The organism is Bradyrhizobium iriomotense, assembly GCF_018129405.1.
In the GTDB taxonomy this organism is placed as follows: Bacteria; Pseudomonadota; Alphaproteobacteria; order Rhizobiales; family Xanthobacteraceae; genus Bradyrhizobium; species Bradyrhizobium iriomotense_B.
Genome location: NZ_JAFCLP010000004.1, coordinates 351,024 through 377,453 on the forward strand (window position 1 = coordinate 351,024; position 26,430 = coordinate 377,453).

The 26,430-nt window shown below is 65.0% G+C and carries 29 protein-coding genes; 8 read left to right on the forward strand and 21 right to left on the reverse strand.

From position 1 onward, the window contains the following. Window positions 1-19: 19 nt before the first annotated feature. Both JQ592_RS13100 and JQ592_RS13105 read right to left on the reverse strand, forming a co-directional pair. On the reverse strand, window positions 20-796 hold the full coding sequence (locus JQ592_RS13100; RefSeq protein WP_183247207.1) for an ABC transporter permease: 777 nt from the start codon (window positions 794-796) through the stop codon (window positions 20-22). Beyond that, window positions 796-1,653 (reverse strand): ABC transporter ATP-binding protein, encoded by an 858-nt coding sequence (locus JQ592_RS13105; RefSeq protein WP_246820382.1) that lies wholly within the window; start codon window positions 1,651-1,653, stop codon window positions 796-798. The genes JQ592_RS13100 and JQ592_RS13105 overlap by 1 nt, the downstream gene beginning before the upstream one ends. A gap of 194 nt (window positions 1,654-1,847) precedes the next feature. Between JQ592_RS13105 and JQ592_RS13110 the strand changes: the two genes are divergently transcribed. Further along, window positions 1,848-2,606, forward strand: a complete 759-nt coding sequence (locus JQ592_RS13110) for a GntR family transcriptional regulator (RefSeq protein WP_211403261.1) — start codon at window positions 1,848-1,850, stop codon at window positions 2,604-2,606. Here the strand turns inward: JQ592_RS13110 and JQ592_RS13115 are convergent. Then, window positions 2,603-3,019, reverse strand: coding sequence for a nuclear transport factor 2 family protein (locus JQ592_RS13115; RefSeq protein ID WP_211403262.1), 417 nt, complete (start codon window positions 3,017-3,019; stop codon window positions 2,603-2,605). The two genes, JQ592_RS13110 and JQ592_RS13115, sit on opposite strands and share 4 nt — an antisense overlap. Window positions 3,020-3,168: 149 nt before the next feature. Here JQ592_RS13115 and JQ592_RS13120 point away from each other — a divergent pair, with 149 nt between their 5' ends. Together JQ592_RS13120 and JQ592_RS13125 are read left to right on the forward strand one after the other, a co-directional pair. Then, window positions 3,169-4,410, forward strand: coding sequence for an amidohydrolase family protein (locus tag JQ592_RS13120; RefSeq protein WP_211403263.1), 1,242 nt, complete (start codon window positions 3,169-3,171; stop codon window positions 4,408-4,410). 201 nt (window positions 4,411-4,611) lie between these two features. Then, window positions 4,612-4,923 carry a hypothetical protein gene (locus JQ592_RS13125; RefSeq protein ID WP_349630460.1) on the forward strand — a complete coding sequence of 104 codons (312 nt, stop codon included), beginning with the start codon at window positions 4,612-4,614 and terminating at the stop codon, window positions 4,921-4,923. Between the two features lie 12 nt (window positions 4,924-4,935). Here the strand turns inward: JQ592_RS13125 and JQ592_RS13130 are convergent, their stop codons facing one another. The 8 genes from JQ592_RS13130 to JQ592_RS13165 form a co-directional block, all read right to left on the reverse strand. Further along, on the reverse strand, window positions 4,936-5,859 hold the full coding sequence (locus tag JQ592_RS13130; RefSeq protein WP_211403265.1) for a DUF1932 domain-containing protein: 924 nt from the start codon (window positions 5,857-5,859) through the stop codon (window positions 4,936-4,938). Then, window positions 5,859-6,728 carry a hypothetical protein gene (locus JQ592_RS13135; protein ID WP_211403266.1) on the reverse strand — a complete coding sequence of 290 codons (870 nt, stop codon included), beginning with the start codon at window positions 6,726-6,728 and terminating at the stop codon, window positions 5,859-5,861. The genes JQ592_RS13130 and JQ592_RS13135 overlap by 1 nt, the downstream gene beginning before the upstream one ends. Window positions 6,729-6,752: 24 nt before the next feature. Further along, complete coding sequence (locus tag JQ592_RS13140) at window positions 6,753-7,436, reverse strand: 4-carboxy-4-hydroxy-2-oxoadipate aldolase/oxaloacetate decarboxylase (protein ID WP_211403267.1); 684 nt, start codon at window positions 7,434-7,436, stop codon at window positions 6,753-6,755. Then, window positions 7,433-8,146 carry a PIG-L deacetylase family protein gene (locus JQ592_RS13145; RefSeq protein WP_211403268.1) on the reverse strand — a complete coding sequence of 238 codons (714 nt, stop codon included), beginning with the start codon at window positions 8,144-8,146 and terminating at the stop codon, window positions 7,433-7,435. The genes JQ592_RS13140 and JQ592_RS13145 overlap by 4 nt, the downstream gene beginning before the upstream one ends. Window positions 8,147-8,208: 62 nt before the next feature. After that, window positions 8,209-9,510: a C4-dicarboxylate transporter DctA gene (gene dctA / locus JQ592_RS13150; RefSeq protein ID WP_211403269.1), complete on the reverse strand. Its 1,302-nt coding sequence runs from the start codon at window positions 9,508-9,510 to the stop codon at window positions 8,209-8,211. Then, window positions 9,507-10,391, reverse strand: coding sequence for an amidohydrolase family protein (locus JQ592_RS13155; protein ID WP_211403270.1), 885 nt, complete (start codon window positions 10,389-10,391; stop codon window positions 9,507-9,509). Before JQ592_RS13155 ends, dctA begins: the two co-directional genes overlap by 4 nt. Beyond that, window positions 10,391-11,350 carry an amidohydrolase family protein gene (locus JQ592_RS13160; RefSeq protein WP_211403271.1) on the reverse strand — a complete coding sequence of 320 codons (960 nt, stop codon included), beginning with the start codon at window positions 11,348-11,350 and terminating at the stop codon, window positions 10,391-10,393. Before JQ592_RS13160 ends, JQ592_RS13155 begins: the two co-directional genes overlap by 1 nt. A gap of 75 nt (window positions 11,351-11,425) precedes the next feature. Beyond that, a complete protein-coding gene (locus tag JQ592_RS13165; RefSeq protein WP_211403272.1) occupies window positions 11,426-12,136 on the reverse strand; it encodes a TetR/AcrR family transcriptional regulator in 711 nt (236 codons plus the stop codon). A gap of 112 nt (window positions 12,137-12,248) precedes the next feature. Here JQ592_RS13165 and JQ592_RS13170 point away from each other — a divergent pair, with 112 nt between their 5' ends. The 4 genes from JQ592_RS13170 to JQ592_RS13185 all read left to right on the forward strand — a co-directional run bounded on the left by JQ592_RS13170 (window position 12,249) and on the right by JQ592_RS13185 (window position 16,441). Further along, window positions 12,249-13,226 carry a tripartite tricarboxylate transporter substrate binding protein gene (locus JQ592_RS13170; RefSeq protein ID WP_211403273.1) on the forward strand — a complete coding sequence of 326 codons (978 nt, stop codon included), beginning with the start codon at window positions 12,249-12,251 and terminating at the stop codon, window positions 13,224-13,226. A gap of 10 nt (window positions 13,227-13,236) precedes the next feature. Then, window positions 13,237-14,034, forward strand: coding sequence for an ABC transporter substrate-binding protein (locus tag JQ592_RS13175; RefSeq protein WP_211403274.1), 798 nt, complete (start codon window positions 13,237-13,239; stop codon window positions 14,032-14,034). A 182-nt stretch (window positions 14,035-14,216) separates the two neighbouring features. After that, window positions 14,217-15,140 (forward strand): PepSY-associated TM helix domain-containing protein, encoded by a 924-nt coding sequence (locus JQ592_RS13180; RefSeq protein WP_211403275.1) that lies wholly within the window; start codon window positions 14,217-14,219, stop codon window positions 15,138-15,140. A 50-nt stretch (window positions 15,141-15,190) separates the two neighbouring features. Further along, window positions 15,191-16,441, forward strand: a complete 1,251-nt coding sequence (locus JQ592_RS13185) for a DUF763 domain-containing protein (protein WP_211403276.1) — start codon at window positions 15,191-15,193, stop codon at window positions 16,439-16,441. 34 nt (window positions 16,442-16,475) lie between these two features. Here the strand turns inward: JQ592_RS13185 and JQ592_RS13190 are convergent, their stop codons facing one another. From JQ592_RS13190 to JQ592_RS13210, 5 genes are all read right to left on the reverse strand, one after another. Further along, window positions 16,476-16,718: a hypothetical protein gene (locus tag JQ592_RS13190; protein WP_211403277.1), complete on the reverse strand. Its 243-nt coding sequence runs from the start codon at window positions 16,716-16,718 to the stop codon at window positions 16,476-16,478. 33 nt (window positions 16,719-16,751) lie between these two features. Then, window positions 16,752-17,015: a hypothetical protein gene (locus tag JQ592_RS13195; RefSeq protein WP_211403278.1), complete on the reverse strand. Its 264-nt coding sequence runs from the start codon at window positions 17,013-17,015 to the stop codon at window positions 16,752-16,754. A 160-nt stretch (window positions 17,016-17,175) separates the two neighbouring features. After that, window positions 17,176-18,447 (reverse strand): cytochrome P450, encoded by a 1,272-nt coding sequence (locus tag JQ592_RS13200; RefSeq protein WP_211403279.1) that lies wholly within the window; start codon window positions 18,445-18,447, stop codon window positions 17,176-17,178. A gap of 89 nt (window positions 18,448-18,536) precedes the next feature. Continuing rightward, window positions 18,537-18,863: a hypothetical protein gene (locus tag JQ592_RS13205; RefSeq protein WP_211403280.1), complete on the reverse strand. Its 327-nt coding sequence runs from the start codon at window positions 18,861-18,863 to the stop codon at window positions 18,537-18,539. A 99-nt stretch (window positions 18,864-18,962) separates the two neighbouring features. Next, window positions 18,963-19,736, reverse strand: a complete 774-nt coding sequence (locus tag JQ592_RS13210) for a ferredoxin--NADP reductase (protein WP_211403281.1) — start codon at window positions 19,734-19,736, stop codon at window positions 18,963-18,965. 157 nt (window positions 19,737-19,893) lie between these two features. Between JQ592_RS13210 and JQ592_RS13215 the strand changes: the two genes are divergently transcribed. Further along, window positions 19,894-21,090 carry an amidohydrolase family protein gene (locus tag JQ592_RS13215; protein WP_211403282.1) on the forward strand — a complete coding sequence of 399 codons (1,197 nt, stop codon included), beginning with the start codon at window positions 19,894-19,896 and terminating at the stop codon, window positions 21,088-21,090. Window positions 21,091-21,203: 113 nt separating this feature from the next. Here JQ592_RS13215 and JQ592_RS13220 read toward each other — a convergent pair whose 3' ends face one another. The 5 genes from JQ592_RS13220 to JQ592_RS13240 all read right to left on the reverse strand — a co-directional run bounded on the left by JQ592_RS13220 (window position 21,204) and on the right by JQ592_RS13240 (window position 26,421). Next, window positions 21,204-21,659, reverse strand: a complete 456-nt coding sequence (locus JQ592_RS13220; protein WP_211403283.1) for a MarR family winged helix-turn-helix transcriptional regulator — start codon at window positions 21,657-21,659, stop codon at window positions 21,204-21,206. A gap of 25 nt (window positions 21,660-21,684) precedes the next feature. Next, window positions 21,685-22,389 (reverse strand): ABC transporter ATP-binding protein, encoded by a 705-nt coding sequence (locus JQ592_RS13225; protein WP_211403284.1) that lies wholly within the window; start codon window positions 22,387-22,389, stop codon window positions 21,685-21,687. Continuing rightward, window positions 22,386-23,177, reverse strand: a complete 792-nt coding sequence (locus JQ592_RS13230) for an ABC transporter ATP-binding protein (protein WP_211403285.1) — start codon at window positions 23,175-23,177, stop codon at window positions 22,386-22,388. Before JQ592_RS13230 ends, JQ592_RS13225 begins: the two co-directional genes overlap by 4 nt. Then, window positions 23,174-25,063 (reverse strand): ABC transporter permease, encoded by a 1,890-nt coding sequence (locus JQ592_RS13235; protein ID WP_211403286.1) that lies wholly within the window; start codon window positions 25,061-25,063, stop codon window positions 23,174-23,176. The genes JQ592_RS13230 and JQ592_RS13235 overlap by 4 nt, the downstream gene beginning before the upstream one ends. Window positions 25,064-25,218: 155 nt before the next feature. Beyond that, on the reverse strand, window positions 25,219-26,421 hold the full coding sequence (locus JQ592_RS13240) for an ABC transporter substrate-binding protein (RefSeq protein ID WP_211403287.1): 1,203 nt from the start codon (window positions 26,419-26,421) through the stop codon (window positions 25,219-25,221). Window positions 26,422-26,430: the final 9 nt, after the last annotated feature.

Genomic DNA, 26,430 nt, shown 5'->3' on the forward strand with positions numbered 1-26,430 from the left:
TGCGTGACGGTTTGGAAAATCAGGTGGCGATCACGTCGTTCTTGCGCGTGGCCCAGCCGGTGACCTGCCCTTCGATCAGCGAGAACACGACGTAGAGCGCGACGCCGAGCCCGGCGAGCACGAACAGGCCGGCGAACACCAGCGGCACGTTGAAATTGGAGGATGCGGTCATCATGACGTTGCCGATGCCGCGGTTGGAGGCGACGGTCTCCGACAGCACCGCGCCGACGAAGGCGTAGGAGATCGCGACCTTCAGCGACGCGAAGAAGAACGGCATGGTCCTGGGCAGGCCGACATTCCAGAGGATGTCGAGCTTGCTGGCGCCGAGCGCCTTCAAGACGTCCTCGAGCTCGGGCTCGGTGGTAGCTAAGCCCGTCGCGATGTTGACGACGATCGGGAAGAAGCAGATCGACAGCGCGGTCAGCACCGCCGGCACGGTGCCGGAGCCGAACCACAGCACGAAGATCGGCACCACCGCGACCTTGGGGATCGAGGAGAAGCCGATCAGCAGCGGATAGCAGGTGTCATAAGCCGTCTTCGAGACACCGATGATCGCGCCGAGGGCGACGCCGAGCGCAACGCCGAGTACGAAGCCGAACATGGTGGTGGCGAGCGTCTGCACGATATGCGGCCACAGCACCGGGAAGCGCTGAAACAAGGTCACAAAAACCTGCGAGGGCCGCGGCAGCACCAGGTCGGACATGCCCGTCATCAGACAGAACAATTCCCAGGCGACGAAGAACAGCACGATCAGCCCCGCCGACCACGCCTTCTGCCTGATATCGATCCCGAACATCAGCCTGCCCCCTGCTCAGCCGCGCTGCGCGCATCCTCGATGAAAGCGCGCAGCTTCTGGTTCAGCGCGACGAAATCCGGCTCGAAGGTCATCGCAACCGTGCGCGGCCGTGCGAACTCGACGCGGCTGTCGTCGAGGATGCGGCCGGGACGCGCGCTCATCACGCAGATGCGGCTGGCAAGGAAGCCGGCCTCGCGCAGATCGTGGGTGACCAGCAGCACGGTCGGCTTGTGCGTCATCCAGAGGTTCTGGAGGATCGCCCACAGTTCCTCGCGGGTGAACTGGTCGAGCGCGCCGAAGGGCTCGTCCAGCAGCAGCATGCGCGGCTCGTGGATCAGCGCGCGGCAGAGATTGGCGCGCTGAAGCATGCCGCCGGAGAGCTGCCAGGGATAACGGCTGCCAAATCCCTTGAGGCCGACCTGCTCCAGCAGCGCGTTGGCCTTGTCGCGGAATTCGGTCTTGCGCAGCCTGCGGAAGTTCGAGCGGAACGGCTCGACGATCTTCAGCGGCAGCATGATGTTCCGCTCGATCGTCATCCACGGCAGCATGGTCGGGTTCTGGAACGCCATGCCGACCCGCATCGCCCGCGCCGCGACCTCGCGGCCGCCGACGATGACGACGCCGCTGGTCGGCTGCACCAGGCCGCTGACGAGACGCAGAATGGTCGATTTGCCGCATCCGGACGGGCCGACCAGTGCGACAAACTCGCCGTCGGCGATCCTCAAGCTGGTCTTCGACAGTGCGGGCACGGCGCGGTCGTCGCGTCCGAAGGTCACGGAGGCCTCGGACAGCTCGATGGCGGTCGCGGCAGCGCCTTCCGGAACGGGCTGGCCGTCAAACTGGGCGTTGGGTTGCATGCGCATCACAGCAAAAGTGCATGCAAGCTGGATGCCAGCCCTCACCGCCCGTAAAATCAACGGCCTGGCGAAATCCCGCGCCCAATGGCCGGATTCGATTTAGGCAGTCCGGACCCCAAACTGCATGCAATTGGAGCGCGGAATTGGCGCGAGCCTGTGCTAAGGAGTGGTGTCACCTCCTATGGGATTCGCCGATGGCGGCGCGCGCGAGCAGCAAGACTTCTGAATCGTCGGACAAGGTCAGCGTGATCTGCCGCGCGCTCCGGCGTGCCATCATCGAGCAGGCGCTCGAGCCCGGCGCCAAGCTGCCGGAGGATGCGCTCGGCGAACGCTTCGGCGTCAGCCGCACCATTGCCCGCCACGCGCTGGGGCAGCTCGCCGCGGAGGGCCTCGTCGAGCTCCGCCGCAACCGGATCGCGGTGGTGGCAACGCCGAGCTGGCAGGAGGCGCGCGATGCCTTTGACATCCGCATCGAACTCGAACGCCTCGTCGTGCGCCAGCTCGCGGGCAAGCTGACCAAGGCGCAGATCGCCGAGCTGAATGCCCATGTCGACGCCGAGGATCGCGCCCGCGGCGGCACGGATGCGGTCTCGATCCGGCTAGCGACCGAATTCCACATCCTGCTCGCGCACATGACGAACAGCCCGATCCTGGTGCGCTATGTCAGCGAGGTGGCCTATCGCTGCTGCCTGACGCTGTCGCTCTACAGCCGGCCGCATTCCACCGAATGCGCCATCAACGAGCACCGCGCCATCATTTCAGCGCTCGCCAAGGGCGACGAGGCCAAGGTGATGGACTTGATGCATCATCACCTGGATTCCGTGGCCAATCGCGCGCTGGTGGCCCCCACACCGCAGCGCGGCCGCGATCTCCTCGATATCCTCGCGCCCTATGCCGACGAGGTGACGAGCAATCGCGTGGTCAAGCTGCCGAAGGTCGCGAGGCGCGGTTAAGCTACAATTCCGCGCTGAACGAGGATGCGCTCGGCGCTGTCGTTCCAGACGTCCATCTTCACGATCTGCCCGCCCTTGACGACGAAGCGATCGACGTAACGATTGCCCTCGAACGGCGTGCCGTCCATCCATTCGCCATAGAGCGTGCCGACGCTGTAGACGACGGTCTCGTCCGCGCCCGGACAGACGTCGAACCGGTCCATCTTCTTCTTGACCCAGCGATAGCGCCTGGCGTTGAAGCCGGTCGGGCCGCGCGGATGATCGAACTCGCGCCCGCCGGTGAACGTGATCACCGTGCCTGGCTTCATGTAGGCCGCCGCGGCGTCGGGATCGGGTATCATCGAGGCCGTCAGGTAAGCCTCCACAATCTCGGCGTCGGTCATCGGGTGTTCGGCTTTGGCGGGAGCGGACATCGCGGGGTTCTCCGGAGTGCGGGCATTCTACAATTCAGGCCTCAAAGTGCATGCACATTTTTTGAACAATCCAGTGACTCGATTGCACACAATCTGGAGCTGCCCGCTCCCTCGGCTTCCGCTAGGCTGCCACACCTGAATCCGACGCCATGACCACCCAAGCCGCCTTCGACCTGATCTTCCGCAACGTGCTGTTGCGCTCATCCGCCGCAGCCGTCGATATCGGCGTGAAGGGCGGCCGCATCGCCGTGATCGCGCCAAAGCTCGCCTGCGAGGCCGCCGAGGTCGATGTCGGTGGCCACCTCGCCCTGCCCGGCTTCGTCGACACCCACATCCATCTCGACAAGGCCTGCCTGCTCGGCCGCTGCGGGCACGATCACGGCAGCGTCTCGGAGGCCATCCGTGCCGTTGCCGGGATGAAGAAGGATTTCACGGTCGAGGACGTCTACGCACGCGGCGCAAAGGTGCTCGAACGCGCCATCGTGCACGGCACGACGCGGATGCGCACGCATGTCGAGATCGATCCGCGCATCGGCTTGCGCGGCTTCGAAGCGGTCAAGTCGCTGAAGCGCGACCATGCGTGGGCGATCGATCTGGAACTCTGCGTCTTCCCGCAGGAAGGCCTGACCAATGATCCCGGAGCCGAAGAACTGCTGATCCAGGCGCTGCGCGACGGCGGCGAGGTCATCGGCGGCTGTCCCTACATGGACACCGACCCGAACGCCCATCTGGCCCGCATCTTCGACCTTGCTGAGGAATTCGACGTCGACGTCGACCTCCATCTCGATTTCGATCTCGATCCCTCCTGGTGGCATCTCGACGAGGTCTGCCGCCAGACCGAGCGGCGCAATTACGGGGGACGCGTGGCGATCGGCCATGCCACCAAGCTCTCGGCATTGCCACCGGACCGGATGAAAGCCGCCACCGCGCAACTGGCAAAGGCCGGCGTTGCCGTCACCGTTCTGCCCGCGACCGATCTCTACCTGATGGGGCGCGAGGCCACCCACAATGCGCCGCGCGGGTTGACGCTCGCCCACAAGCTTGCGGCCGACGGCGTGCTGTGCTCGGTCGCGACCAACAACGTGCTCAATCCCTTCACGCCGTTCGGCGATGCCTCGCTGCTGCGGATGGCCAACTTCTACGCCAATGTCGCGCACGCCTCGGTCAGCGACTTCGACACCTGCCTCGATCTCGTGACCGAACTGCCGGCGCGGCTGATGAACCTCGGTGACTACGGCATCAAAATCGGCAATCCCGCCGATCTCATCGTGCTCGATACCAGGGACAGCCGATTCGCCATCGCCGAGCTGCCTGACGTGATGATGGGCTTTAAAGGTGGCCGCCAAACCTTTGCGCGGCAGCGGGCCACGCTGTTCCGCCCCGGTCCGTGAACGGCCGCCAACGCATATCTGCATTGCAGCGCGCCGGATTACCGTCCGATGTTACCGCTCACGGTTCCAAAATTCCGAATCCGGTACTCTCCCGGATAGTAGATTCGCTCCGATTCCCCGATAGGTGCGCGCATTGCAAGTCCCGCGGTGCCGGTCATGGCAAGACCGCACTGATTCTGTATTCAACGGGGAAGCATGGACGTGTTCAGCGCATTCAGCAGCATCGACTCTCATTCCATTCGGGCCGGGACGCCCGCCGAGACCGCCATCAAGCGGCTGAACGGCATCGGCGAAGTCCTGTCGGGCCTCGACATCTCGGCGATCCGCACCGAGGACGAGATGGCCCGCATGCTGTGGACGCTAGAGACCGCCGACAAGTGCATGCGCATGATCCTCGCCGAGTTCCGGACCGAGCGCGGCAAGGACCAGGTCGTCCGCGAAACCAGGAGCCTGATCGATCTGATCGAGCGCGTCCGCGACGAGCTCACGGGCTGTTGCGCAGCGAAATCCTGAACCGGCGCCGCCCTATTTCGCGCGGTTGATCTTCGCCAGGATCCGGTCCGCTTCGGTGCGCCAGTCCGCGCTGCGGGCAAACTCCTTGGTCCCCTTCGGTCCGAACAGCCCCTCATCGGCGAGATCAGCGACCCAGGCCTGCCGTTCCGCCGTGCCTTGCGCCGACCACGGCGTCAGTCCCGCCTCGCGCACGGTCTCGGCGACCTCGCGTACCTCTTCGGCACGGCGGCGTCCGTGCTCGATCACGCGCTGGAAGAAATAGGCGCCCTGCTTTTCCCAGTCGATGGCGGGGAATGTCTCGGTGAGTGACGCCAGCACCGCATCTTCGACGCCATAGGCGCGCGCGGTCGTAAAACTCTCGATGACCATGGCCTCGAGTCCCTTGATCATGATGCTGCGGCACATCTTCACCGCGGAGGAGACACCGAGCTTGTCGCTGGCAACCTTCGCCGCAAAGCCGATCGCGTTCAGCAGCGGCTCAAGCTCCCTCGCGCCGGGCCCGCCGAGCAGCAGCGGCACCTTGATGCGATACGGCGGCACCGATGTCATCACCGCGCCCTCGACATAGCGGCCATCAGCGCCCTCGATCAGTGCCGCGGCGCGCTGCTTGGCGCCGGGCGAGGCCGAGTTGAAATCGAGGAACCAGGTGCCCTGGTTGATCGCGGCCGCGCAGGCCTTTGCGACCGGCACGGCCTGGCTCGCCGTGACGGCAGAAATGATGAAATCGGATTTCGCGGTCAGCTCGGCATGAGAGGCAGCGAGCGTCACGCCGAACTTCGCCGCGTGCTCGTGCAGCGGTGCGCCCTGCTCGCCGCCGAGCTTGATGTCATAGGCTGAGACCTTGATGTCCTGCTGACGCAAATCCTCGGCCAGGATACGGCCGACCTCACCATAACCGACCAGCCCGACCTGCCAGCGCCTGGGATCACCCGCCATCAGTTCAATCCTCGCGTCGTCGCGTCGAACAATTCTTCGACCGCATAGCGGCGCGGGATCAGCGCCTGCTGGAATGCGTAGTCGATGATCAGCTCCAACGGCTTCCTGTTGGCCTCGATCCCGAACGGAACGAGGTCGGGCGACGCCGCAGGCCCCGCCTGCGCCTTGTTCCGCTTGAGCAGATCATAGACGCCCGTGACTACGTCGGGGCGCGATTTCGCGAGTTGCTCGGTCACGACCACGAGATGGTTGACCGGCACGACACCGCGCCGCGCGTACCACTTCGCCGCCTCCGCGGCCGGATCGGGGAACAGCGGTTTCAGTTTCGGATCGTCCGAGGTCTCGCCAAGGACGGCATCGAGTTCGCCGTCGAGCAGCATCTGGAGAATCTTCTTGTCCTTCGGCGCGCGCTCGGTGGTGTCGACATATTCGGCGACGTGCGGATCCTCGAACGTGACCCAGCGGATCTTGTCGAGATTGACGCCGTAGTCGTTGGCGAGGATGCCCCTGATCCAGGCGCCCGTCGTGGTCGTGAAGGAGCGGATGCCGACGCGCTTGCCTTGGAGATCGGACGGGCCGAGCGCACCCTGGGCGGGATTGTACAGCGCATAGGCATGCTGGAAGCGGCCCATCATGGTCGCCGGCAGCAGCACCAACGGCTTGCCGTGCGCCTTCGCCATCAGGTAGGTGACGATCGCCATCTCGCAGACGTCGAACGCCTGCTCGCGCACCATCGGCTTGAACGCGGTGTTGGTCGGCGTGTACTCGATGAAGTCGAGGTCGAAAAGGTCAGAGCGGAGCGCGCCGCTCTTCACCGCCTGGACGTGAGGGTGGCTGCCGAGCACGGCCTTCAGCTTGAGACGATCCATCCGCCCGCTCCGCTTGTGTTCGCTTCAGACGTCCTCGGGATTGTCGACATAGACGAGGCCGGCCTTCGCCAAGGCCTCGCGCATGCTATACATGTCGAGGCCGAGCTCGCCCGAGGCCAACCGCTTGCGCTTGCCGCCTTCATCCGCGTTGCGCTTCTTCGCCTTCTCGGCGACCTCGGCCGCATAGCGTTTCGGCACCACGACGACGCCATCGTCATCGGCGACGACGATGTCGCCGGGATCGACATTCACGCCGGCGCAGACCACGGGAACGTTGACCGAGCCGAGCGTAGCCTTGACCGTGCCCTTGGCCGAGACCGCGCGGGACCACACCGGAAAGTTCATCTCGTGCAGCGCTTTGACGTCGCGGCAGCCGGCATCGATGATCAGCCCCTGCACGCCGCGCGCCTGGAGCGAGGTGGCGAGCAGCTCGCCGAACATGCCGTCTGTATTGTCCGTGGTGCAACCGACGACGAGGATGTCGCCCTTCCTGCATTGCTCGACGGCGACATGGATCATCCAGTTGTCGCCGGGCTGCGCCAGCACGGTGACGGCGGGGCCGGCAATCGACGCGCCCGCCCAGACCGGACGCAGATAAGGCTTCATCAGGCCGATGCGGCCATAAGCCTCGTGCACCGTGGAGACGCCGTACTCCGCCATGCCGGCGGGATCGGCGCGCTTGATGTTGCGAACGACGACGGGCTTCATGCCAGTTCCTCCGCAACCGTCGGGAACAGGCGCTGATAGGCCTCGCCATAGGTCATGGGCACGCCGGTGTTGCGGCTGCCCTGGATGCCGCGGTTGAGCGCGACGCGCTCGTAATAACCCCAGAGGTGCTTCTGTGCGGCAAGGATCTGGAACGCCTCGTACTTCTCCTTCCAGACCTCGTCGATCTTGAGGATCGTGTCCGGCTTGTAATTGCACTGCTCGGGCTGGTGCGGCTCGAACAGGAACACCGGCGGGGCCGAATATTTGTACTGCGCGCCGGGCTTGTGGCCCATGGCCTGCGCGACCACGCGGGTTTCCTGCGCGAAATGCGCGGCGTTCGGATGGTCGAAATTATAGGGGTCTTCCAGCGCATGCGTCAGCACGAAGCTCGGATTGAGCTCGCGGTAGATGTCGACCATGCGGTCGAAATGCGCTTCTGTCAGCTTCAGCGGATAGTCGCCGCAATCGAAGAACTCGATCTCGGCACCGAGCAGCTTGGCCGCCCGCTCCGCCTCGTCCTTGCGGCCGGCCTTGACCGATTCCAGCGTCGCGCCCTTCTCCTTCCATGCGAACTGGCTCTCGCCGCGCTCGCCGAAGGACATGCACACGATCTTCATGCGATAGCCCTTCTTCGCATGCAGCGCGATGGCGCCGCCGGCGCGCCAGACGAAATCGCCCGGATGGGCGGTAACTACGAGACCTGTTTTCATGGGAAATGCTCCCCTCTCTAAACATCATAGGCCGCCCGCGTCATGCCGGCAGCAGGTTCATTTCAGGCGGCAGCGACCGCGGGTTCCTCGCCGTCGAGCACGCGGCGCAAGCGCTCGCCGTCCAGCGCGCCTTCCCATTTGGCAACCGCGATCGTCGCGACCGCGTTCCCGATCAGGTTGGTCGGCGTCAGTCCCTGCGACATCAGGCGGTGGATGCCGAGCACCAGCGCCACGCTCGTCACCGGAATGGTGCCGGTCGCCGACAGCGTCGCCGCCAGCACGACGAAGGCGGCGCCCGCGATTCCCGCCGCGCCCTTGGAGGTCACGAGCAGGATCAAGAGCAGCTCGATCTGCTCGGCGAGCCCGAACGGCGTATTGGTCGCCTGCGCCAGGAACACCGAGGCGGCAGCGAGATAGAGGCAGGTGCCGTCGAGATTGAACGAATAGCCGGTCGGGATCACCAGCCCGACCACGCTCTTCTCGCAGCCGGCCTTTTCCAGCTTGGTCAGCATCCGTGGCAGCACCGTCTCCGACGAGGTCGTTGCGATGCAGATCAGCAGCTCTTCCCAGATGTAACGGATCAGCTTGAGCAGAGAGAAGCCGCAGAGTCGCGCGACCGGCCCGAGCGCTACGACGATGAAGACCAGGCAGGTCAGATAGAAGCCGCCGAGCAGCTTGCCGAGCGAAGCCAGCGAGCCGACGCCGAACTTGCCCACCGTGAACGCAATCGCACCGAACGCGCCGATCGGCGCCGCCCACATCACGAAGCCGACCACCGCAAACACCATCTTGGCGGCGATGTCGATCAGATGGACCAGCGGCGCGGCCCTCTCGCCGAGTTGCACCAGCGCGAAGCCGCACAGCACGGAGATGAACAGGACCTGGAGGATGTTTCCTTCCGCAAAGGCGCCGACGAAGGTAGCAGGCACGATGTTCATCAGGAACGGCACGAAGCCGATCGCCCCGGTCTGCTTGACGTAAGGTTCGATCGCACTGGCATTGATACTGGCGGGATCGATGTTCATGCCGACGCCGGGCCTCATCAGGTTCACGGCGATGAGCCCGATGATCAGCGCAATCGTGGTCATGATCTCGAAATAGACGATCGCCTTCACCGCGACGCGCCCCACCCGCGCCATGTCGGCCATGTGCGCGATGCCGTGCACGACGGTGCAGAAGATGATCGGCGCGATCAGCATCCGGATCGCCTTGATGAAGGCATCGCCAAGCGGTTGCATCTTGGCGCCCGCCTCGGGGCTTACGATCCCAAGCGCGATGCCGGCCGCCATGGCGATGAGCACCTGGATCCAGAGCTCCTTCCACCAGGCGCGGCCGCGCGGCTTGTCGATCGCCATCGTCGTCATCGGTCGAACTCGAACAAGCGCGCGGGATTGTCGACCAGGATCTTTTGCTGGAACTCCGGCTCCGGCGCAAACAGCGGGATCAGATCGACGAGGTCGCCGTCATTCGGCATCACCTTGACGTTGGGATGCGGCCAGTCGGTGCCCCAGATGACGCGATCGGGCGCGGTCTCGACGATCTTTCGCGCGAACGGCACCGCATCCGTGAATGGCGGACCGGCCGAGGACACCCGTTCCGAGCCGCAGATCTTCACCCAGCACTTCTCGTCGCGCTGCATCAGCTCGATCAGGATCTTGAACGGAAGCTGATCGAGCCCCTCGGAGGCTTTCACCCGGCCCATATGGTCGATGGTGTAGCTCAGCGGCAGCCTGGTCAGCATGTCGGCATATTCCGGCAGGTCGATCGCATCGAAATGCAGATCGATGTGCCAGCCGAGCGGCGTGACCATCGCGACGATGCGATCGAACACGCGCTTGTCGGGCACGCCGCCGAGATGGCGGACGAAGTTGAAGCGGCAGCCGCGGAAGCCGCCCTCGTGCAGCACACGGAGCTCACGCTCGGTGATGGTGTCGTCGATATTGGCGACCGCACGATAGGCGCCATTGCTCTCAGCGATGGCATCGAGCGCGACCGTGTTGTCGGTGCCGTGCACGCTGGCATTGACGATGACCGCGCGCTCCACACCGAGCTTGGCATGCAGCGCGCGAAAGTGCTCCAGCGGCGCGTCAGGCGGCGTGTAGGACCGATCGGGCGCGTAAGGATATTTCGAGCCGGGCCCAAAGATGTGGCAATGCGCGTCGCAGGACAGTCTTGGCAGCCTGAACTTCGGCGTGCGCGTGTTCGGATCGGGCGGCGGAATGGTTGGCGTGTACATCATTGTCATCAGGAGAACTTGAAGAGGCGTGCCGGATTGTCGACCAGCAGCTTGTGCTGGACCTTGGCATCGGGCGCGAAGAGCGGGATCAGGTCGACGATCTCGCCGTCATTGGGCATGACCTTGACATTGGGATGCGGCCAGTCGGTGCCCCAGAGCACACGATCGGGCGCATTGTCGATCAGCGCCTTCGCGAACGGCACCGCGTCATGGAACGGCTTGCCGGTGCTGGAAGCGCGCTCAAGGCCCGTGATCTTGACCCAGCACTTCTCGTCCTTTTTCTGGAGATCGAGCAGCGCGGTGAAGCCGGGATCACCCAGCCCCTTCCCGGCCTGCGCCGTCCCCATGTGATCGATCACATAGGGCGTCGGCAGCGCAGTCAGGATGGGTGCGAATTCGGCGATCGTGCCGGGCTCGAAATAGACGTCGATGTGCCAGCCGAGCTCGGCGACGCGATGCACGATGCGCTGGAACTTGTTCATGTCGCCGACGCCGCCGAGACGCTTGAGGAAGGCGAAGCGACAGCCGCAGATGCCGCCCTTGTCGAGCGCCGACAGCTCCTTCTCCGTCATCTCGTCGCTGACGTTGGCAATGCCCTTGTAGGCGCCCTCGCTCTGGGCGATGGCATCGGTGACGACCCGGTTGTCCGTGCCGTGCACCGTGGCGTTGACGATCACGCAGCGCTCGACACCAATCTTCTCGTGGACGCTGCGGAACGTCTCCAGCGGCGCATCGGCGGTGTTGTAGGGACGCTTCTCGGCGAAGGGATAACGGGCCGCAGGCCCGAAGATATGCGTATGGGTATCGCAGGATTTCGCCGGCAGCTTGAAGGACGGTGTCTTGGGATTGGGATCCGGCGGCGTGATCGTCGGGATCGTCTGGGATTCGGCTCCTTGCGCGCGCGCTTCGCTCGCAAGTGCGGCACCGGCCAATCCGGTCAAGAGATGCAAGCACTCCCGCCTGTTCATTTCCCAAAACACCCTGTCACATGGCCCGCTTGCGAGCGGAAGCGCCGTTACGCGCCTCCCCTCAGGCGGTTTCTTTCAAGTCTTGCTGCTGACGACCGGCCGCCGCCGTGTCGGTGCGGCCTGATCAAGCGCCGGTGCCTGGAACGCGGCGACGGTGGCCTGCACCAGCTGTTCGATGGCGCCCGCGGCATCGCTGCCGTCGGCCTCGCCGCGCGACAGGCGCGAGACGCGATCCGGCGTCACCAGCGAGTAATAGAGCGCGCCGAGCAGGAAATGGCTGCGCCAGACGATGTCGGTGCGCGGAATGTGGGGCAGGCTCTCGTGGATCGCGTCGATGAAGGCGTGGCTGGTGTCATCGAAGGTCTGCGCGATGATCTTTCGCGCGACCTCGTTGCCTTCCGCCGACATCACCGCACGCAGCCGCGTGAAGCGCGCCCCGCCGCCCGCGAGATCGCTGCCCGAGGTGAAGGCCGGCACGACATAGGCGCGCACGATCGCCTCCAGCCGGTCCTGGAGATCGCGCACGCGCTTTGCGGCGGCGAGCAACTCGGAGCGGCGCAAATTCATCGGCCCGCAATGGCGCCGGTAGATCTCCAGCAGCAGGCCGTCCTTGGTCTTGAAATGATAGGTGACGCTGCCGGGATTGGCCCCGGCGGCCTGCGCGATGTCGCGCACCGAGACGGCATTGAAGCCGTTGGTGGCGAACAGCTCCTCGGCCGCGGCGAGGATCGCCTCGCGCATGTTCGGCTTGCGGGCCGATTCCTTGCTGGTGGGCTTGCGTACCATGTGATTTGTACTATCGTACAAAAGATCAGGTCTCGTCAACAAGAACCATGGGCATCGTCCGGAACGGCAGAGACCGCCGTCGGGGACGGAATGCCCGCAAGGAGTGCTGGGAATGCTGGGTTTGAACACAATGATCGGCCGGCTTGCGGTCGGCGCAGGCATGCTGCTGGCAGCGAGCGCCGCGCAGGCCGACAATTATCCGAGCAAGCCGGTCCACATCCTGGTGCCCTATGCGGCCGGCGGCGCGGTCGACGTGCTCGCGCGGACGCTCGGCCAGGCACTGGCCAAAACCTGGGGCCAGCAGCCGGTGATCGACAACCGTCCCGGCGCCGGCGGCATTGTCGCCTCGCAGACGCTGGCGCAGGCCGCGCCTGACGGCTACACGCTGATCCTGGTCGCCAGCGGCCACCCGCTCAACCAGTTCATCTATCCGAGCGTGCCTTACGACACGTTTAGGGATTTCACCGCGATCACCGAGGTCGCCTCCTCGCCGCTCGCGATCGTGGTGGCGAAGGACAGCCCCTACAAGACGCTCGGCGATCTCCTCGCCGCCGCGAAGAAAGAGCCGGACAAGCTCTCCTACGGCATGTCCGGCAACGGCACATCGGCGCATCTTGCCGGCGAATTGCTCAAATACATGTCCGGCACCAAGATCGTCGCGATCCCCTACAAGGGCGGCGCACCGGCGCTGACCGCCGTGATCGCCGGCGAGATTCCGCTCAGCATCAATCCGCTCGCAGAAGCGATCGGCCAGCTCGAGGGCGGCCCGGTCCGCGCGCTCGCGGTGACCTCAGCCGAGCGCTCCAAGGCGCTGCCGGATGTTCCGACCATCGCTGAGGCCGGCGTGCCCGGCTACGACGTCTCGGTCTGGTGGGGGGTGCTTGGTCCGGCAAAGATGCCGCCGGAGATCGTCGCGAAGCTCGAGACCGACCTCAAGGCCGCGCTGCAGGACCCAAGCGTGCTGTCGACGCTCGGCAAGATCGGCGCAGCCCCCGTCGGCTCCTCCGCCAAGGACTTTGACGCCTACATGCATGCCGAGGCGACCAAGTGGGAGCCGGTGCTGAAGGCCGCCAACATCCGCGCGCAGTAAGGCTCTTCCGATGAGGACCTCTGGGTACCTTGCGCGCACCGCCCTGCTCGCGGTCGCGATCATCAGTCTCGTCAGTGCGCCGGTGCGCGCCGATGGCGAAGCAAAGCTGCTCGCGCCGAGCGGCACCTTGCGCGTCGGCATCTATCCGGGCAGCCCGACCTCGATGGTGTCAGATGCGGCCGGCAAGCCGCACGGCCTCGCCTACGATCTCGGCGGCGAGCTGGCCAAACGGCTTGGCGTCGCCGTGGACTATGTCAAATTCCAGCGCGTCGCCGACATCGTCACCGCGATCCACGACGGCCAGGTCGATTTCACCGTGACCAATGCCACGCCGGCGCGCGCCAGCGAGGTCAGCTTCAGCCAACCGGTGCTCTCGATCGAGCTCGGCTTTCTCGTTCCCGCGAATTCGCCGATCGCTGAGGTCGAGGATATCGACAGGCCCGGCGTGAAGATCGGCGTCACCAAGGGCTCGACGTCCGAGCGCACCCTGCCGGCGAAATTCAAGACGGCGACCATCGTTCCCGCCGAAAGCGTCAAGGTCGCCATCGCCATGTTCGGGAGCGGAGAGATCGACCTCTACGCAACCAACAAGCCGACGCTGTTCGAGATGTCGGACCAGATGCCGGGCGCGCGCATCCTCGACGGCAATTGGGGGCTGGAGCACATGGCGATCGCGATTCCCCGGGGGCGCGAGGACGCGCTTCCCCTGCTCAACCGCTTCGTGACGGAAGAGCAGTCCTCCGGCGCGCTGGATACGATCCAGCAGCAAGCGGGCCTGCGCGGCGCGACCAAGACCAAGCGCGAGTAGATCTCAAGTCGTCGCCAGCACCGCTGGATTGCCAGACGATTTCCGCCAAGGTGCAAACGATTGGCATTCGCCAACGTCGTCAACTCCGTTTGCTGCAAATCAACGCGGCAACATGGACAAAGCGTCATTTGTCTTCCGTGCCGCGCTGGGCAACCAAAGCGGCGGATCGTCGGAGACCAAGTATGAGCAAGCCCCTGCTGTTGACACTGCATCGCTGGATCACGCTGGTCTTTGCCCTGCCCTTGCTCGCGATCATCGTCACCGGACTGATCCTGTCTTTCGAGCCGCTGGTGCAAGTCAGTAGCATCAGCGGTCCTGCTATCGACGCAGGGCGCGTCGTCGAGCTGGCGAAACGATACGATCCGGAAGGCAAGGCGCGCGGCGTTTCGTTCACTGCCGCGAGCCAGCGCATGACGCTGCAAGGCGCCGGAACCCCGGCGATCGATCTCGCAACAGGCGCGCCCGCTGCGGCAGGCTCCAGCCTCTCCGATCTCCTGCTGTGGGCCCGCATGACCCATGAACGGTTGCTCGGCCAGGCGTGGCTGGTGACGAGTTCGACCATCGCCATGGTCACGCTGATGGTGCTCGGCGCGTTCATGGGACTGCCGCGGCTGCGCAACACGCTGTCCGGATGGCACAAGGGCACCGCGTGGTTCACGCTGCCGCTGATCCTGCTCAGCCCGCTGACCGGCCTGTGCATGGCGTTCGGCCTGACGTTTCAGAACGCAGCCGCGCCAGCCGGCGGTGGACGTCCAATTGCCCTGCTGGAAGCCGTTCGCATGGTCGCAGACCAGCACGACCTCACCCACGTGATCTCGATCGGCACGCGCGGCGGCCGCGTGATGGCGCGAATCTATGAGGGCGGCGAACTGCGCGCCTACACCGTCAATTCAAGCGGTGTCACCCCGCTGCCGCGCAACTGGCCGCGCCTGATCCACGAGGGAAACTGGTCGGCCCTGATCGCTTCGCCGCTCAATATCATCACCTCGGTTGCGCTTCTGACGCTGCTCTCGACCGGGTTGCTGATCTGGGCCCGGCGCAAGCTGCGCAAGCGGCACCCCCGATCGAACGTGCAAGGCGACCCCGCCGTTGTCGGGGCCGCTTAGCAGCATTGCCTGATGCAACCGCCGTCGAACCGCGCTAGTCTTGCACGCGCATGACCAGACGAACCGGCAGCGCCGATCTTCCTCTCCACACCGGACGGGTTCCGCCGTGGCTCGCGAGCCGCATGGCAACGCTCGGCGCGATCGTCACGCAGGCGGTCGTTCATCATTATGGACGCGAGGCATTCCTGCAGCGTCTGTCGCATCCATTCTGGTTCCAGTCGTTCGGCGCCGTGATGGGGATGGATTGGCATTCCTCAGGGATAACCACGTCTGTGATCGGCGCGCTGAAGCGCGGGCTCGGCCCGCTCCAGGACGAGCTCGGCATCTATGTCTGCGGCGGCCGCGGCCAGCATTCGCGCAAGACGCCGGACGAGCTGTTGCAGCTCGGCGATCGCGTCGGCTTCGATGGCGTAAAGCTCACGCGCGCCAGCCGCCTGGTGGCCAAGGTCGACAGCGCCGCGGTGCAGGACGGTTTCGATCTCTATCTTCACGGCTTCTTCGTCACCGCCGACGGCAAGTGGACGGTGGTGCAGCAGGGCATGAACGGCGACAAGCGCCAGGCCCGCCGCTATCACTGGCATTCCGAGGCGCTGAAGAGCTTTGTCGACGCGCCGCACAGCGCGATCGACGGCCCGCAGCAGGGTGAGATCGTCAATCTCACCGATCACCGCGCCGACGTCTCGCGCACCACGCAGCTCGAGCTGCTCTCCGATCTCGGCCCTGATCGCATCGTCTCCGAATTCGAGCGGCTCACCGCGACGGCACCCGAACCTGCGCAAGCCATGCTGCCACATCTGATCATGCCTGATCATCACGATGTCAGGCCCAAGGACGTGTTTGCACGCCGCCTGCACGGCACGCTGGCTGCGGCGGCCGAGCGCGGCCCGGTCGACTTCCCGGAGCTGCTGCTGACGCCCGGCGTCGGCGCGCGCACGGTGCGTTCGCTGGCGATGGTCGCCGAAGTCGTGCACGGCGCACCCTATCGCTTCACGGACCCCGCTCGTTTCTCGCTCGCCCATGGCGGCAAGGACCGGCATCCCTATCCCGTCCCGATCAAGGTCTATGACGAGACCATCCGGGTGCTGAAGGGTGCGATCCAGAACGCAAAGCTCGGGCGTGAAGAAGAGATGCAGGCGATCAAGCGCCTCGACGACCAGGCGCGGCGGCTGGAGCGGACCGCGCGTGGACCGTCGGTGGAGTCGTTCATCGCGGGTGAACGTGCCGCCTCGCCCGATCTCGACGGTCGCTCCGTATTCGGCTGGGAGCGCGAGCTTGCGCCGACAAAAAAGCGGACCGGCTGAACACCGGTCCGCGAGTTGGTCGGGAGGACCCTTCTCAGGTCTCGTCGGTCCCCGGCTCCTCGTCGAGCCGGTTGGCCGCATGATCCTGATATTGTTCGGTCTGGATGGACTTGCCGTCCATGCCGCGAATGTCGGAATGCTGCGTCTTGTCGCGGTTGGACAGCACCATGTTGTCGCCGATCTTGTCCTTGGGCACCTCCGTCATGGCGCCGGTGCCGTCGCCCTTGCCATGCATGCCGGACCTGAAATGCGTCTTGCTGCCATGCCCACTTGGCATCGCTCTCTCCTTTTGCAGTGATCTTGCGAAGGCTCAGTGCTTCTGTTGCGCCGGCATCGGCTTCGGCCGCTTGTGACCGCTCTGGCCGGGATTGTTGTGCTTGTTGTGGTCGCTCTCCTGATTAGGACCACCCCGGCTCACCGGAAATTCGCTCTGTCGTGCCTCCGCCCGCGCGTGGTGAGCGGCCGCATCCTTAGGGTTGCCTGCCAGGGCCTGATCCAGTTCCCGTGCGTCGGGGAAATCAGGCTTGCGCTCGAGAATGCGTACCTGCTGCTCATGGGTCTTTTTGCCTTGCATGCTGGGTCTCCCGTCTTCACCTGCCTCCGCCCTTGCCGGCCGTGTCGTCAGCGGAAAGGAACTCATCGCCGCTCCCGAGGTCTTTGCTGACAACAGGAAGAACGGCAGACCGTTCCTGGCTGATCGCAACCAGCGACGATTTTCCGAAGAAGCGCAGACGTCAGCCCGCCGCAGCGAGGGAACGATCGGATCGTCCGGCAGCTGACGCGATCCCCTGCGTTCCACCATCTTCCGCGATGACGGGAAGCTTCGCGATCGCGCGCAGGCCCGGGCGCCTGCGCCAGCGAACCTGCGCGGGATCGATGGCCAGACCAAGTTTCGGCCATCGTTCCAAGAGCGCCTCCAGCGCACACGCCGCCTCGATCCGCGCGAGCTGATGGCCGAGGCAGAAATGAATTCCCGTCCCGAACGAGATGTGACGGTTCGGCTTGCGCGCGAGGTCGAGCCGCTCCGGCTGATCGTGCACCGCCGGATCCATGTTGGCCGCGGCAAGCATGACCATGACACGATCGCCCTTCTTCAGCCGCACGCCCTCGAGCACGGTGTCCCGTCGCACATAGCGCGGCTTGGAGAATTGCACCGGCGAAACGAAACGCAGGAACTCCTCGACGGCGAGAGCGATGCGGCTGCGGTCTTGCTCCAGCCAGTCGCGCAAGGCGGGATTCCTGAGAAGTTCATAGACCGAACCGCTGATGAGATGCGTCGTGGTCTCCGAACCCGCAGCCAGCAGCAGGAACACCATCGACACCATTTCGTCCGGCGTGATCTGCCCGCCCTCGCGCTCGACCTGGACCAGCTCGGCGATCAGGCCTTCGCCGCCCTGCACGCGCGCAATCTGCAACTGCTCTTCGAGATAGCCTCGCATCTTGCGGAACGCGAACAGCAACCGAAAGAAACTGAGGACATTCGTCAGAGACGACATTGAATTCGCCCAGGCGATGAACCTCGGACGATCGGCGCTCGGCAGGCCCAGCAATTCGCAGATGACCGACAGCGGCAGCAGGCGGGCATAACGCTGGACAAGATCGGCGGGGCTGCCGCCGGCAAACAGCTCGCCGGCGAGCCCGTCGGCAATGGCGCGAATGCGCGGCTCCATCGCGACGATCGCACGGCGGCGAAACGCTTCATCGACGATGCTGCGCAGGCGCGTGTGGTCCGGCTCGTCCATCGTCAGCATGTTGTTGGCGATGGTCTTGACATATCTCGGCATCCACCAGCGCAGACCCGCGACGTCGCCATCTTCCTTGCGCAGCGTGAAAGTCGCGCCGTCCTTCAGGACCTCTGCCGTGGCGTCATGCGTGGTCGTGATCCAGACCTCGCCGACCAGGGGAAAGCGCGTCGCGACCACCGGGCCGGATGCGCGCAATGCCGCGATCGCCTTGGGCGGATCGCGGAAGAAGGCCTCGCTGGTGAAATCGAGGCGCGGCGTCATGGGATCACCGGTATGGTTGGTGGCGCATCAACCAGATGGTGTGCGTGCGGCGGCGCGCAAGGGCCTGAACCGCCCGGAAGAAACGATCCCTATCCGCGCCCTGGCGAATGCTGGCCGGTCTTGCGCTGCTGCTGGTTGGTATAGGAGTCCCAATGGCTCCAGCTGCCATTGCTGAGGCTTTGCAGGTCGGTGCCAAGCGGACGGCGCGTGCGCTTGTCGTGGTCGGCGATGGCGCGCTCGGACTGCGCGATCTTGCGCTTGAGTTCCGCAATCGTCTTCTGCGTCTGGCCGTTCCGCTTGGACGAGGCGATCTCGCCCATCGTGAAGCGCGCGGTCTCGAGCGCCTTCAACTCGGCGCGATTCTTCTTCAACTGCACCCGGTGCCAGGCGATGTTGCTGTCGCTGTCCGCAACCATGTGGGAACTCCGCTGATTCGGTCCCACATAGTATCGTGCGCCGAATCGGCGCCGCAACGCCCCGGCGGTGGCGAAAATACGATCTTCTCGCGCAGAAATTTAGCGCTCGGCAAAGGCCTTTTCGACTACGAACTGGGCCGGCTCGCCGTGATTGCCCTCGACGAAGCCGCGCTCGCCGAGGAGCACGCGGGTGTCGGCAACCAGTGCCGGGCTGCCGCAGATCATGACGCGGTCGTGGGCGGCTTCCAGCACCGGCAGGCCGATATCGGTGAACAGTTTTCCTGACGTGATGAGGTCGGTGATGCGGCCGCGGTTGCGGAAGGGATCGCGGGTCACGGTCGGGTAGTAGATCAGCTGGTTCTGAATGTACTCGCCGAGCAGTTCGTCCTTCGGCAGGTGCTCGGTGATCATCTCGCCATAGGCCAGCTCCTTCACGTGGCGGCAGCCGTGCAGCAGCACGACCTTCTCGAACCGCTCGTACGTCTCGGGGTCCTTGATCACGCTCAGGAATGGCGCAAGGCCGGTGCCGGTGCCGATGAGGTAGAGGTTGCGCCCCTCCTCCAGGTTGTCGATGACGAGCGTGCCGGTGGCCTTGCGGCTGACGATGATCTCGTCGCCTTCCTTCAAATGCTGGAGACGCGAGGTCAGCGGGCCGTCCGGCACCTTGATCGAGAAGAACTCCAGCGTGTCCTCGTAGTTGGCGCTGGCGACGCTGTAGGCCCGCAGCAGCGGCTTCTCGCCGACCTTGAGCCCGATCATGGTGAACTCGCCGTTGCGGAAGCGGAAGGTCGGGCTGCGGGTGGTCTTGAAGGAGAACAGCGTGTCGGTCCAGTGGTGGACGCTCAAAACGCTTTCCTGATTGAAATTGCTCATCTCACCCTTCCGTTTCGCATCTGTGCGGTTCCGAGGCGGTCAGCTATGCGTCGTTTGTACACGATCATTCGTATACTAATGAATAATCCGACTTGATCCGGCGGTCAAGGCTGCCCAAGATCGGAAGCGTTGCAGTTACGAATAAGGAGCCCCTTCCATGGCGCATGACGCACCCCAGGCCACCGGACCCTCGAAGCTGGTGATCCGCAACATCGGCCTGATCCTGTCCGGCGCCCTGGAAAAGCCGATCCTGGACGGCGACACCATCGTCGCCGAGAACGGCAAGATCACCGCGATCGGCCGCTTCAAGGACGTCAACGTCGAAGGCGCCACCACCATCGTCGACGCCAACGGCACCACGGTGGCGCCGGGCCTGATCGACAGCCACGTCCACCCTGTGGCGGGCGACTGGACGCCGCGCCAGAACCAGATCAACTGGATCGACAGCTATCTCCATGGCGGCGTCACCACCATGATCTCCGCCGGCGAAGTCCACATGCCCGGCCGCCCCCGCGACGTCGTCGGTCTCAAGGCCATGGCCGTGTTCGCCCAGCGCGCGTTCTGGACCTTGCGTCCCGGCGGGGTGAAGGTTCACGCCGGCGCGCCGGTGATCGAATGCGAGATGGTGGAAGAAGACTTCAAGGAGATGGCCGCCAACGGCGTCAAGCTGCTCGGCGAAGTCGGCCTTGGCGGCGTCAAGGACGGCCCCACCGCTCGAAAGATGGTCGGCTGGGCACGCAAATACGGCATCCAGAGCACCATCCACACCGGCGGCCCCTCCATCCCCGGCTCCGGCCTGATCGACAAGGACGTGGTGCTGGAAGCCGACACCGACGTCGTCGGCCACATCAATGGCGGCCACACCGCCCTGCCCGACGACCAGATCCGCTGCATCTGCGAGGGCTGCAAGCGCGGCCTCGAACTCGTGCACAACGGCAATGAGCGCTCCGCTTTGTTCACACTGCGCACCGCGCGCGAGATGGGCGACCTGCACCGCGTCATCCTCGGCACTGATGCGCCCGCCGGCTCCGGCGTGCAGCCGCTCGGCATTCTGCGCATGGTCTCGATGCTGTCCTCGCTCGGCGAATTGCCGGCCGAGATCGCGTTCTGCCTTGCCACCGGCAACACCGCGCGGATGCGCCAGCTCGATTGCGGCCTCATCGAAGTCGGCCGTTCCGCCGATCTCGTCATCATGGACAAGGCCCAGCACTCGCCCGGCAAGAACATCCTGGAGAGCGTCCAGCTCGGCGACCTCCCCGGCATCGGCATGACCATCATCGACGGCATCGTGCGGACGCAACGCAGCCGCAATACGCCGCCGGCGGGGAAAGTGCCGGAGGTGGTGGCGAAGTGACGGCTCTTGCCGTCATTCCGGGGCGCGCGTGAGCGCGAACCCGGAATCTCGCGCAACAATCTCCGGATTCCGGGTTCACGCGCGATGCGCGTGCCCCGGAACGACAGGGCAGATCACCTCAGCTTATTGAGAAGCACCATCAGCGTCTCGCGCTCCTTGGCGTCGAGCGGGGCCAGCGTCTCGCGGGTGATCGCCAGCGCATTCGGCGCGAGCTTCTCCGCAAGCTGCTGTCCGGCGCGGGTCAGGCTGACCAGCAGGCGGCGGCCGTCCTCGGGATCCTGGCTGGTCTCGGTGAGGCCGCGCGCGGTCAGGCGGTCGATCACGCCCTTGATGGTCGCGACGTCCATCGCCGTCAACCGACCGAGCTGGTTCTGCGAGCACGGCCCTGTCTCAGCGAGCTTCGACAGCGCCGCCCATTGCGTCGGTGTCAAATTGGTGCCGATGTCGCGGGAGAAGATCGAGCTGTGACGCTGCCAGACTTGGCGCAGGATGAAGCCGACCTGCTCGTCGAGCACGTAAGGCGGTTTTGCCGGCTTGACGCTCTTCTTCGCCGCGACGCTTCTTGCCATCCGTCCGCTGCCCTTCCCTTTGCCTTCACAACGACAGATGCGCGTCGCGGATGTCCGGACGCGAATCGAGCTCGGCCATGGTGCCGCCGAAGCAGATCCGGCCGCGCTCGATGATGTAGGCGCGGTCGGAGATCAACCGCGCGAAATGCAGATTCTGCTCGGAGACGACGATGCTGACGCCCTCCTTCTTCATGGTCAGGATGGCATCGACCATCTGCTCCACGATCTTCGGCGAGAGGCCTTCCGACGGCTCGTCCAGCAGCACTAGCGACGGATTGCCCATCAGCGTGCGCGCGATGGTCAGCATCTGCTGCTCGCCGCCGCTCATGCGGCCGCCGGGGCGGTTCTTCATCTCGCCGAGGTTTGGGAACAGCGCGAACAGTTTTTCACGCGTCCAATGCGGCGCATTCGGACGTTTGGGCTGCCGGCCGACTTCGAGGTTTTCCTCGACCGTCAGATCCGTGAAGATGCGCCGCTCCTCCGGCACGTAGCCGAGGCCCTCGCGCACGATCTCGTGGGTCGGCTTCGCCGAGACGTCCTTGCCCTCGAACATGATGCGGCCGGAGCGCTGCGCGACGAGGCCGACGATCGAGCGGAACGTCGTCGACTTGCCGGCGCCGTTGCGCCCCAGCAGCGCCACCACCTCGCCCTCACCGACCTCGAAGCCGATGTCGAACAGGATATGCGCCGGGCCATAATGGCTGTTGAGGTCCTGCACCGTGAGCTTCATGCCGAGGTCCCCTCGCGATGGCGGGCATCATAGACGAGGCCCTCGCCGAGATAGACCGCCTGCACCTGCGGATTGCCGCGCACCTCGGCGGGCGAGCCCTCCGCGATCAACGTACCGCGGTTCAGCACGATGATACGATCGGCATGCTCGAACACCACATCCATGTCGTGCTCGGTGAAGAGGACGCCGATCGACTTTTCGCGCGCGATCTGGGCCGTCAGCCGCATCAGATCGACGCGCTCGCGCGGCGCCATGCCGGCGGTCGGCTCATCCATAAGCAGCAGCTTTGGCTCATTGGCGAGCGCGACCGCGAGCTCGAGCCGCTTGAGATCGCCATAGGCGAGCTCGCCGCAGGGACGATCGGCATAGCCGCCCATGCCGACCAGCTCGAGCAGCCGCCCCGCCTCGTTGCGATCGAAGTTCGGCGCCGAGCCGAAGAGATTATAGAGCTGCTTCCCGTGCGAGATCAGCGCAACCTGAACGTTCTCCCGCACGGTCATGGTGGCGAAGGTCGCGGTGATCTGGAAGGTGCGCCCGACGCCCATCCGCCAGATCTCGCGCGGCTTCTTGCCGGTGGTCTCCTCGCCGAGCAGGCGGACGTGTCCGCTATCAGGCTTATTCTGGCCGTTGAGCATGTCGAAGCAGGTGCTCTTGCCGGCGCCGTTGGGCCCGATCAGTGCCAAAATTTCGCCGGCGCGCAGAGAGAACGAGACGCCGCGCACGGCATGGATGCCGCCATAGGATTTGGTCAGGCCTTCGACCGCGAGAAGTGGGGGTGCGACGCTCATTCGGCGGACTCGATCGGCTTGGCAAGCAAGGGGGATCCCGGCGGCGATGACTTCCTGCGCCGCTGCGCCAGCATCTCCAGCATGCCGACGATGCCCTTGGGGAAGACGACGACGATCAGCACGATGAAGCCGCCGAGCACGAGCTTCGATAGATCGGTCTGGCTGACCAGCCAGATGTTGAGGGCTTTGTAGACGATGGCGCCGATCACCGCGCCCGATACCGTCTCGACGCCGCCGAGCAACACCATGACCAGCGCATCGACGGAGAGCGAGATGCCGAGATTATCAGGGAAGACGCTGCCCTTCAGGTATGCGAACAGCGCGCCGCCGATGCCGGCGGTCGTGCCTGCGATCACGAAGGCCGTCCACTGGATGCGCTTGGCGTCGATGCCGATCGCCTCGCTGCGCAGCACCGAGTCGCGCGTGGCGCGGAGCGCATAGCCGAACGGCGAGAACACAGCGATCCGCAAGGCGATGGTCACGAGCGCGGCGACGCCAAGTGCCAGCCAATAGAAATGCGACGGGCTCGCCGCCCACTTCTCGGGCCACACACCCAGGATGCCGTTGTCTCCGCCCGTGACGCTGACCCACTGGAACGCGATCGACCAGACGATCTGCGCGAAGGCGAGTGTCAGCATCGCGAAATAGACGCCGGAAAGCTGCACGGCGAAGAAGCCGAATACGGCCGCGCCCATGCAGCCGAGCAGCGGACCGAGCAAGAGACAGACAATCATCGGCAGCCCCGCCATCTTGGCGAGGAAGGCGATGCCGTAGGCGCCGAGGCCGAAATAGGCGGCGTGGCCGAAGGACGCGAGCCCGCCGACCGACATCAGGAAATGCAGGGAGACGGCGAAGATCACGAAGATCGCGATCTCCGAGCCGACGGTCAGCGCGTAGTTGCCCGCGAACAGCGGCAGCGTCGCCGCGATGACGAGCGCCGCCAGCGAGGCCAGCCGCTCGTTCGACGTCAGCGGCCGCCAGGGATTGACGGTGAGACCCGGCGTCTTGCGCGCCGCGGCCTCGGGCTTGCCGAACAGTCCCCACGGGCGAACGATCAGCACCACCGCCATCACCAGGAAGACCAGGATGATGGAGATCTTTGGGAAGATCAGGATGCCGAAGGCATTCAATTCCGACACCAGCACCGCCGCAACGAAGGCGCCGACGATACTGCCGAGGCCGCCGATCACGACGACGACGAAGACCTCGACAATGATGCGCAGGTCCATCGCATGATGCACGGCATCGCGCGGGATCTGGAGCGCGCCGCCGAGGGCGGCGAGGAAGACGCCGACAGCGAACACTGATGTGAACAGCCATTTCTGATTGACGCCGAGCGCGGCGACCATGTCGCGATCCTGCGTCGCCGCGCGCACCAGCACGCCCCAGCGCGTGCGCTGGAACAGCAGCCAGAGAATGCCGAGCACGACAGGGCCCAGCACGATCAGGAACAGATCGTAGCTCGGGATGTTCTGGCTGAAGAAATCGATCGCGCCCTTGAAGCCCGGCGCGCGGCGGCCGACGAGATCGTCGGGCCCCCAGATCAGCACGACGAGATCCTCGACCATCAAGGTCAGGCCGAAGGTCGCGAGCAACTGGAACAGTTCGGGCGCATGATAGATGCGGCGGAGCAGCACCATCTCGACCAGCACGCCGATCAGCGCCACCGCGAGCGCGGCCAGCACGATGCTGCCCCAGAAGCCGAACGCGCCGGAGAGGCGCTCCGTCAGCGTGAAGGCGATATAGGCGCCGATCATGTAGAAGGCGCCGTGAGCGAAATTCACGATCCGCGTCACGCCGAAGATGATCGACAGGCCCGACGCCACCAGGAACAGCGACGCTGCGCTGGCGAGACCGGTCAGAAACTGTACGACGTAAAAGGCCATCGGCGGTCCGGGTTAGTTAAGTCTGAGAAATCGTAGGGTGGGTTAGCGAAGCGTAACCCACCAGCTTTTCTCGTGTGGCGCCGAAAGTGGTGGGTTACGCCCCGCAGATGCGCTTTGCGCATCCGCAGGGCTAACCCACCCTACGGCAGCGGAGTTCAATCCTTCGGCCGCAGCTTCTCGACTTCGGCGTCGCTCGGCAGATAGTCCGCGCCCTTCTTGTAGGACGAGTCCACCATCACGCCCTTGCCGTCCTTCAGCGCGGTCTTGCCGACGTAAGCGCCGAGCGTCGACTGATGGTCGATCTTGCGGAAGGTGATCTCGCCGAACGGCGACGGCATCGACAGACCTTCAGCCGCGGCGATCAGCTTCTCCGGATCGGTCGAGCCGGCCTTCGCGAGAATGGCGGCCGCCGACTTGATGGTCTGGTAGCCGACGATCGAGCCGAGACGCGGATAGTCGTTGTACTTGGCCTGATAGGCCTTCAGGAACGCATCATGCTCGGGCGTCTTGATCGAGTACCAGGGATAGCCGGTGACGATCCAGCCCTCCGGCGTCTCGTCCTTGAGCGGATCGAGATATTCGGGCTCGCCGGTCAGGAACGACACCACCTCGCGGCCCTTGAACAGCCCGCGGGTGTTTCCTTCGCGCACGAGCTTGACGAGATCGGCGCCGAAGGTGACGTTGAGGATCGCCTCGGGATTGGCGGCGGCAACCGCCTGCACCACCGGGCCCGCATCGATCTTGCCCTGCGGCGGCCACTGCTCGTCGACCCACTGGATGTCGGGGCGCTTCTCCGACATCAGCTTCTTGAACACCGCGACTGCCGACTGGCCGTACTCGTAGTTCGGCGCGATCGTCGCCCAGCGTTTTGCGGGCAGCTTGCTGGCGGCTTCCACCAGCATCGCGGCCTGCATGTAGTTGGAGGGGCGCAGGCGGAAGGTGTACTTGTTGCCCTTGGACCAGGTCACCGCATCCGTCAGCGGCTCGGCCGCGAGGAAGAACACCTTCTTCTGGTTGGCGAAGTCAGAGACGGCAAGGCCGATGTTCGACAGGAAGGTGCCCGCGAGCATCGCGACACCCTCGCTCGAGACCAGCTCGTTGGCGGCGGTCTGCGCGTCGGCAGGCTTGCCGCCGTCATCCTTGGAGACGACGACCAGCTTCTTGCCGTTGATGCCGCCGGCCGCGTTGATCTCCTCGACCGCGAGCTGCCAGCCCTTGCGATAGGGCTCGGTGAATGCCGGCAGCAGCGAATAGCTGTTGATCTCACCGATCTTGATGTCCTGCGCCACGGCCGAATGGGCCATACCGCCGGCCAGAAGCGCCAAGGCCGCGCCTACAAAATAGTTTCTCGCTCGCATCCCAACCTC

Bases quoted from the DNA above. Each gene is read 5' to 3' on its own strand.
- JQ592_RS13185 (WP_211403276.1), top strand. From the start codon at position 15,191: ATGACCAGACGAACCGGCAGCGCCGATCTTCCTCTCCACACCGGACGG.
- JQ592_RS13235 (WP_211403286.1), bottom strand. From the start codon at position 25,063: ATGGCCTTTTACGTCGTACAGTTTCTGACCGGTCTCGCCAGCGCAGCG.
- JQ592_RS13120 (WP_211403263.1), top strand. From the start codon at position 3,169: ATGACCACCCAAGCCGCCTTCGACCTGATCTTCCGCAACGTGCTGTTG.
- JQ592_RS13225 (WP_211403284.1), bottom strand. From the start codon at position 22,389: ATGAAGCTCACGGTGCAGGACCTCAACAGCCATTATGGCCCGGCGCAT.
- JQ592_RS13200 (WP_211403279.1), bottom strand. From the start codon at position 18,447: ATGACGCCGCGCCTCGATTTCACCAGCGAGGCCTTCTTCCGCGATCCG.
- JQ592_RS13215 (WP_211403282.1), top strand. From the start codon at position 19,894: ATGGCGCATGACGCACCCCAGGCCACCGGACCCTCGAAGCTGGTGATC.
- JQ592_RS13105 (WP_246820382.1), bottom strand. From the start codon at position 1,653: ATGCAACCCAACGCCCAGTTTGACGGCCAGCCCGTTCCGGAAGGCGCT.
- JQ592_RS13240 (WP_211403287.1), bottom strand. From the start codon at position 26,421: ATGCGAGCGAGAAACTATTTTGTAGGCGCGGCCTTGGCGCTTCTGGCC.
- JQ592_RS13115 (WP_211403262.1), bottom strand. From the start codon at position 3,019: ATGTCCGCTCCCGCCAAAGCCGAACACCCGATGACCGACGCCGAGATT.
- JQ592_RS13190 (WP_211403277.1), bottom strand. From the start codon at position 16,718: ATGCCAAGTGGGCATGGCAGCAAGACGCATTTCAGGTCCGGCATGCAT.
- JQ592_RS13160 (WP_211403271.1), bottom strand. From the start codon at position 11,350: ATGAACAGGCGGGAGTGCTTGCATCTCTTGACCGGATTGGCCGGTGCC.
- JQ592_RS13175 (WP_211403274.1), top strand. From the start codon at position 13,237: ATGAGGACCTCTGGGTACCTTGCGCGCACCGCCCTGCTCGCGGTCGCG.
- JQ592_RS13140 (WP_211403267.1), bottom strand. From the start codon at position 7,436: ATGAAGCCCGTCGTCGTTCGCAACATCAAGCGCGCCGATCCCGCCGGC.
- JQ592_RS13205 (WP_211403280.1), bottom strand. From the start codon at position 18,863: ATGGTTGCGGACAGCGACAGCAACATCGCCTGGCACCGGGTGCAGTTG.
- JQ592_RS13155 (WP_211403270.1), bottom strand. From the start codon at position 10,391: ATGACAATGATGTACACGCCAACCATTCCGCCGCCCGATCCGAACACG.
- JQ592_RS13165 (WP_211403272.1), bottom strand. From the start codon at position 12,136: ATGGTACGCAAGCCCACCAGCAAGGAATCGGCCCGCAAGCCGAACATG.
- JQ592_RS13180 (WP_211403275.1), top strand. From the start codon at position 14,217: ATGAGCAAGCCCCTGCTGTTGACACTGCATCGCTGGATCACGCTGGTC.
- JQ592_RS13195 (WP_211403278.1), bottom strand. From the start codon at position 17,015: ATGCAAGGCAAAAAGACCCATGAGCAGCAGGTACGCATTCTCGAGCGC.
- JQ592_RS13110 (WP_211403261.1), top strand. From the start codon at position 1,848: ATGGCGGCGCGCGCGAGCAGCAAGACTTCTGAATCGTCGGACAAGGTC.
- JQ592_RS13210 (WP_211403281.1), bottom strand. From the start codon at position 19,736: ATGAGCAATTTCAATCAGGAAAGCGTTTTGAGCGTCCACCACTGGACC.
- JQ592_RS13135 (WP_211403266.1), bottom strand. From the start codon at position 6,728: ATGGATCGTCTCAAGCTGAAGGCCGTGCTCGGCAGCCACCCTCACGTC.
- JQ592_RS13170 (WP_211403273.1), top strand. From the start codon at position 12,249: ATGCTGGGTTTGAACACAATGATCGGCCGGCTTGCGGTCGGCGCAGGC.
- JQ592_RS13100 (WP_183247207.1), bottom strand. From the start codon at position 796: ATGTTCGGGATCGATATCAGGCAGAAGGCGTGGTCGGCGGGGCTGATC.
- JQ592_RS13230 (WP_211403285.1), bottom strand. From the start codon at position 23,177: ATGAGCGTCGCACCCCCACTTCTCGCGGTCGAAGGCCTGACCAAATCC.
- JQ592_RS13145 (WP_211403268.1), bottom strand. From the start codon at position 8,146: ATGAAAACAGGTCTCGTAGTTACCGCCCATCCGGGCGATTTCGTCTGG.
- JQ592_RS13220 (WP_211403283.1), bottom strand. From the start codon at position 21,659: ATGGCAAGAAGCGTCGCGGCGAAGAAGAGCGTCAAGCCGGCAAAACCG.
- JQ592_RS13130 (WP_211403265.1), bottom strand. From the start codon at position 5,859: ATGGCGGGTGATCCCAGGCGCTGGCAGGTCGGGCTGGTCGGTTATGGT.
- dctA (WP_211403269.1), bottom strand. From the start codon at position 9,510: ATGACGACGATGGCGATCGACAAGCCGCGCGGCCGCGCCTGGTGGAAG.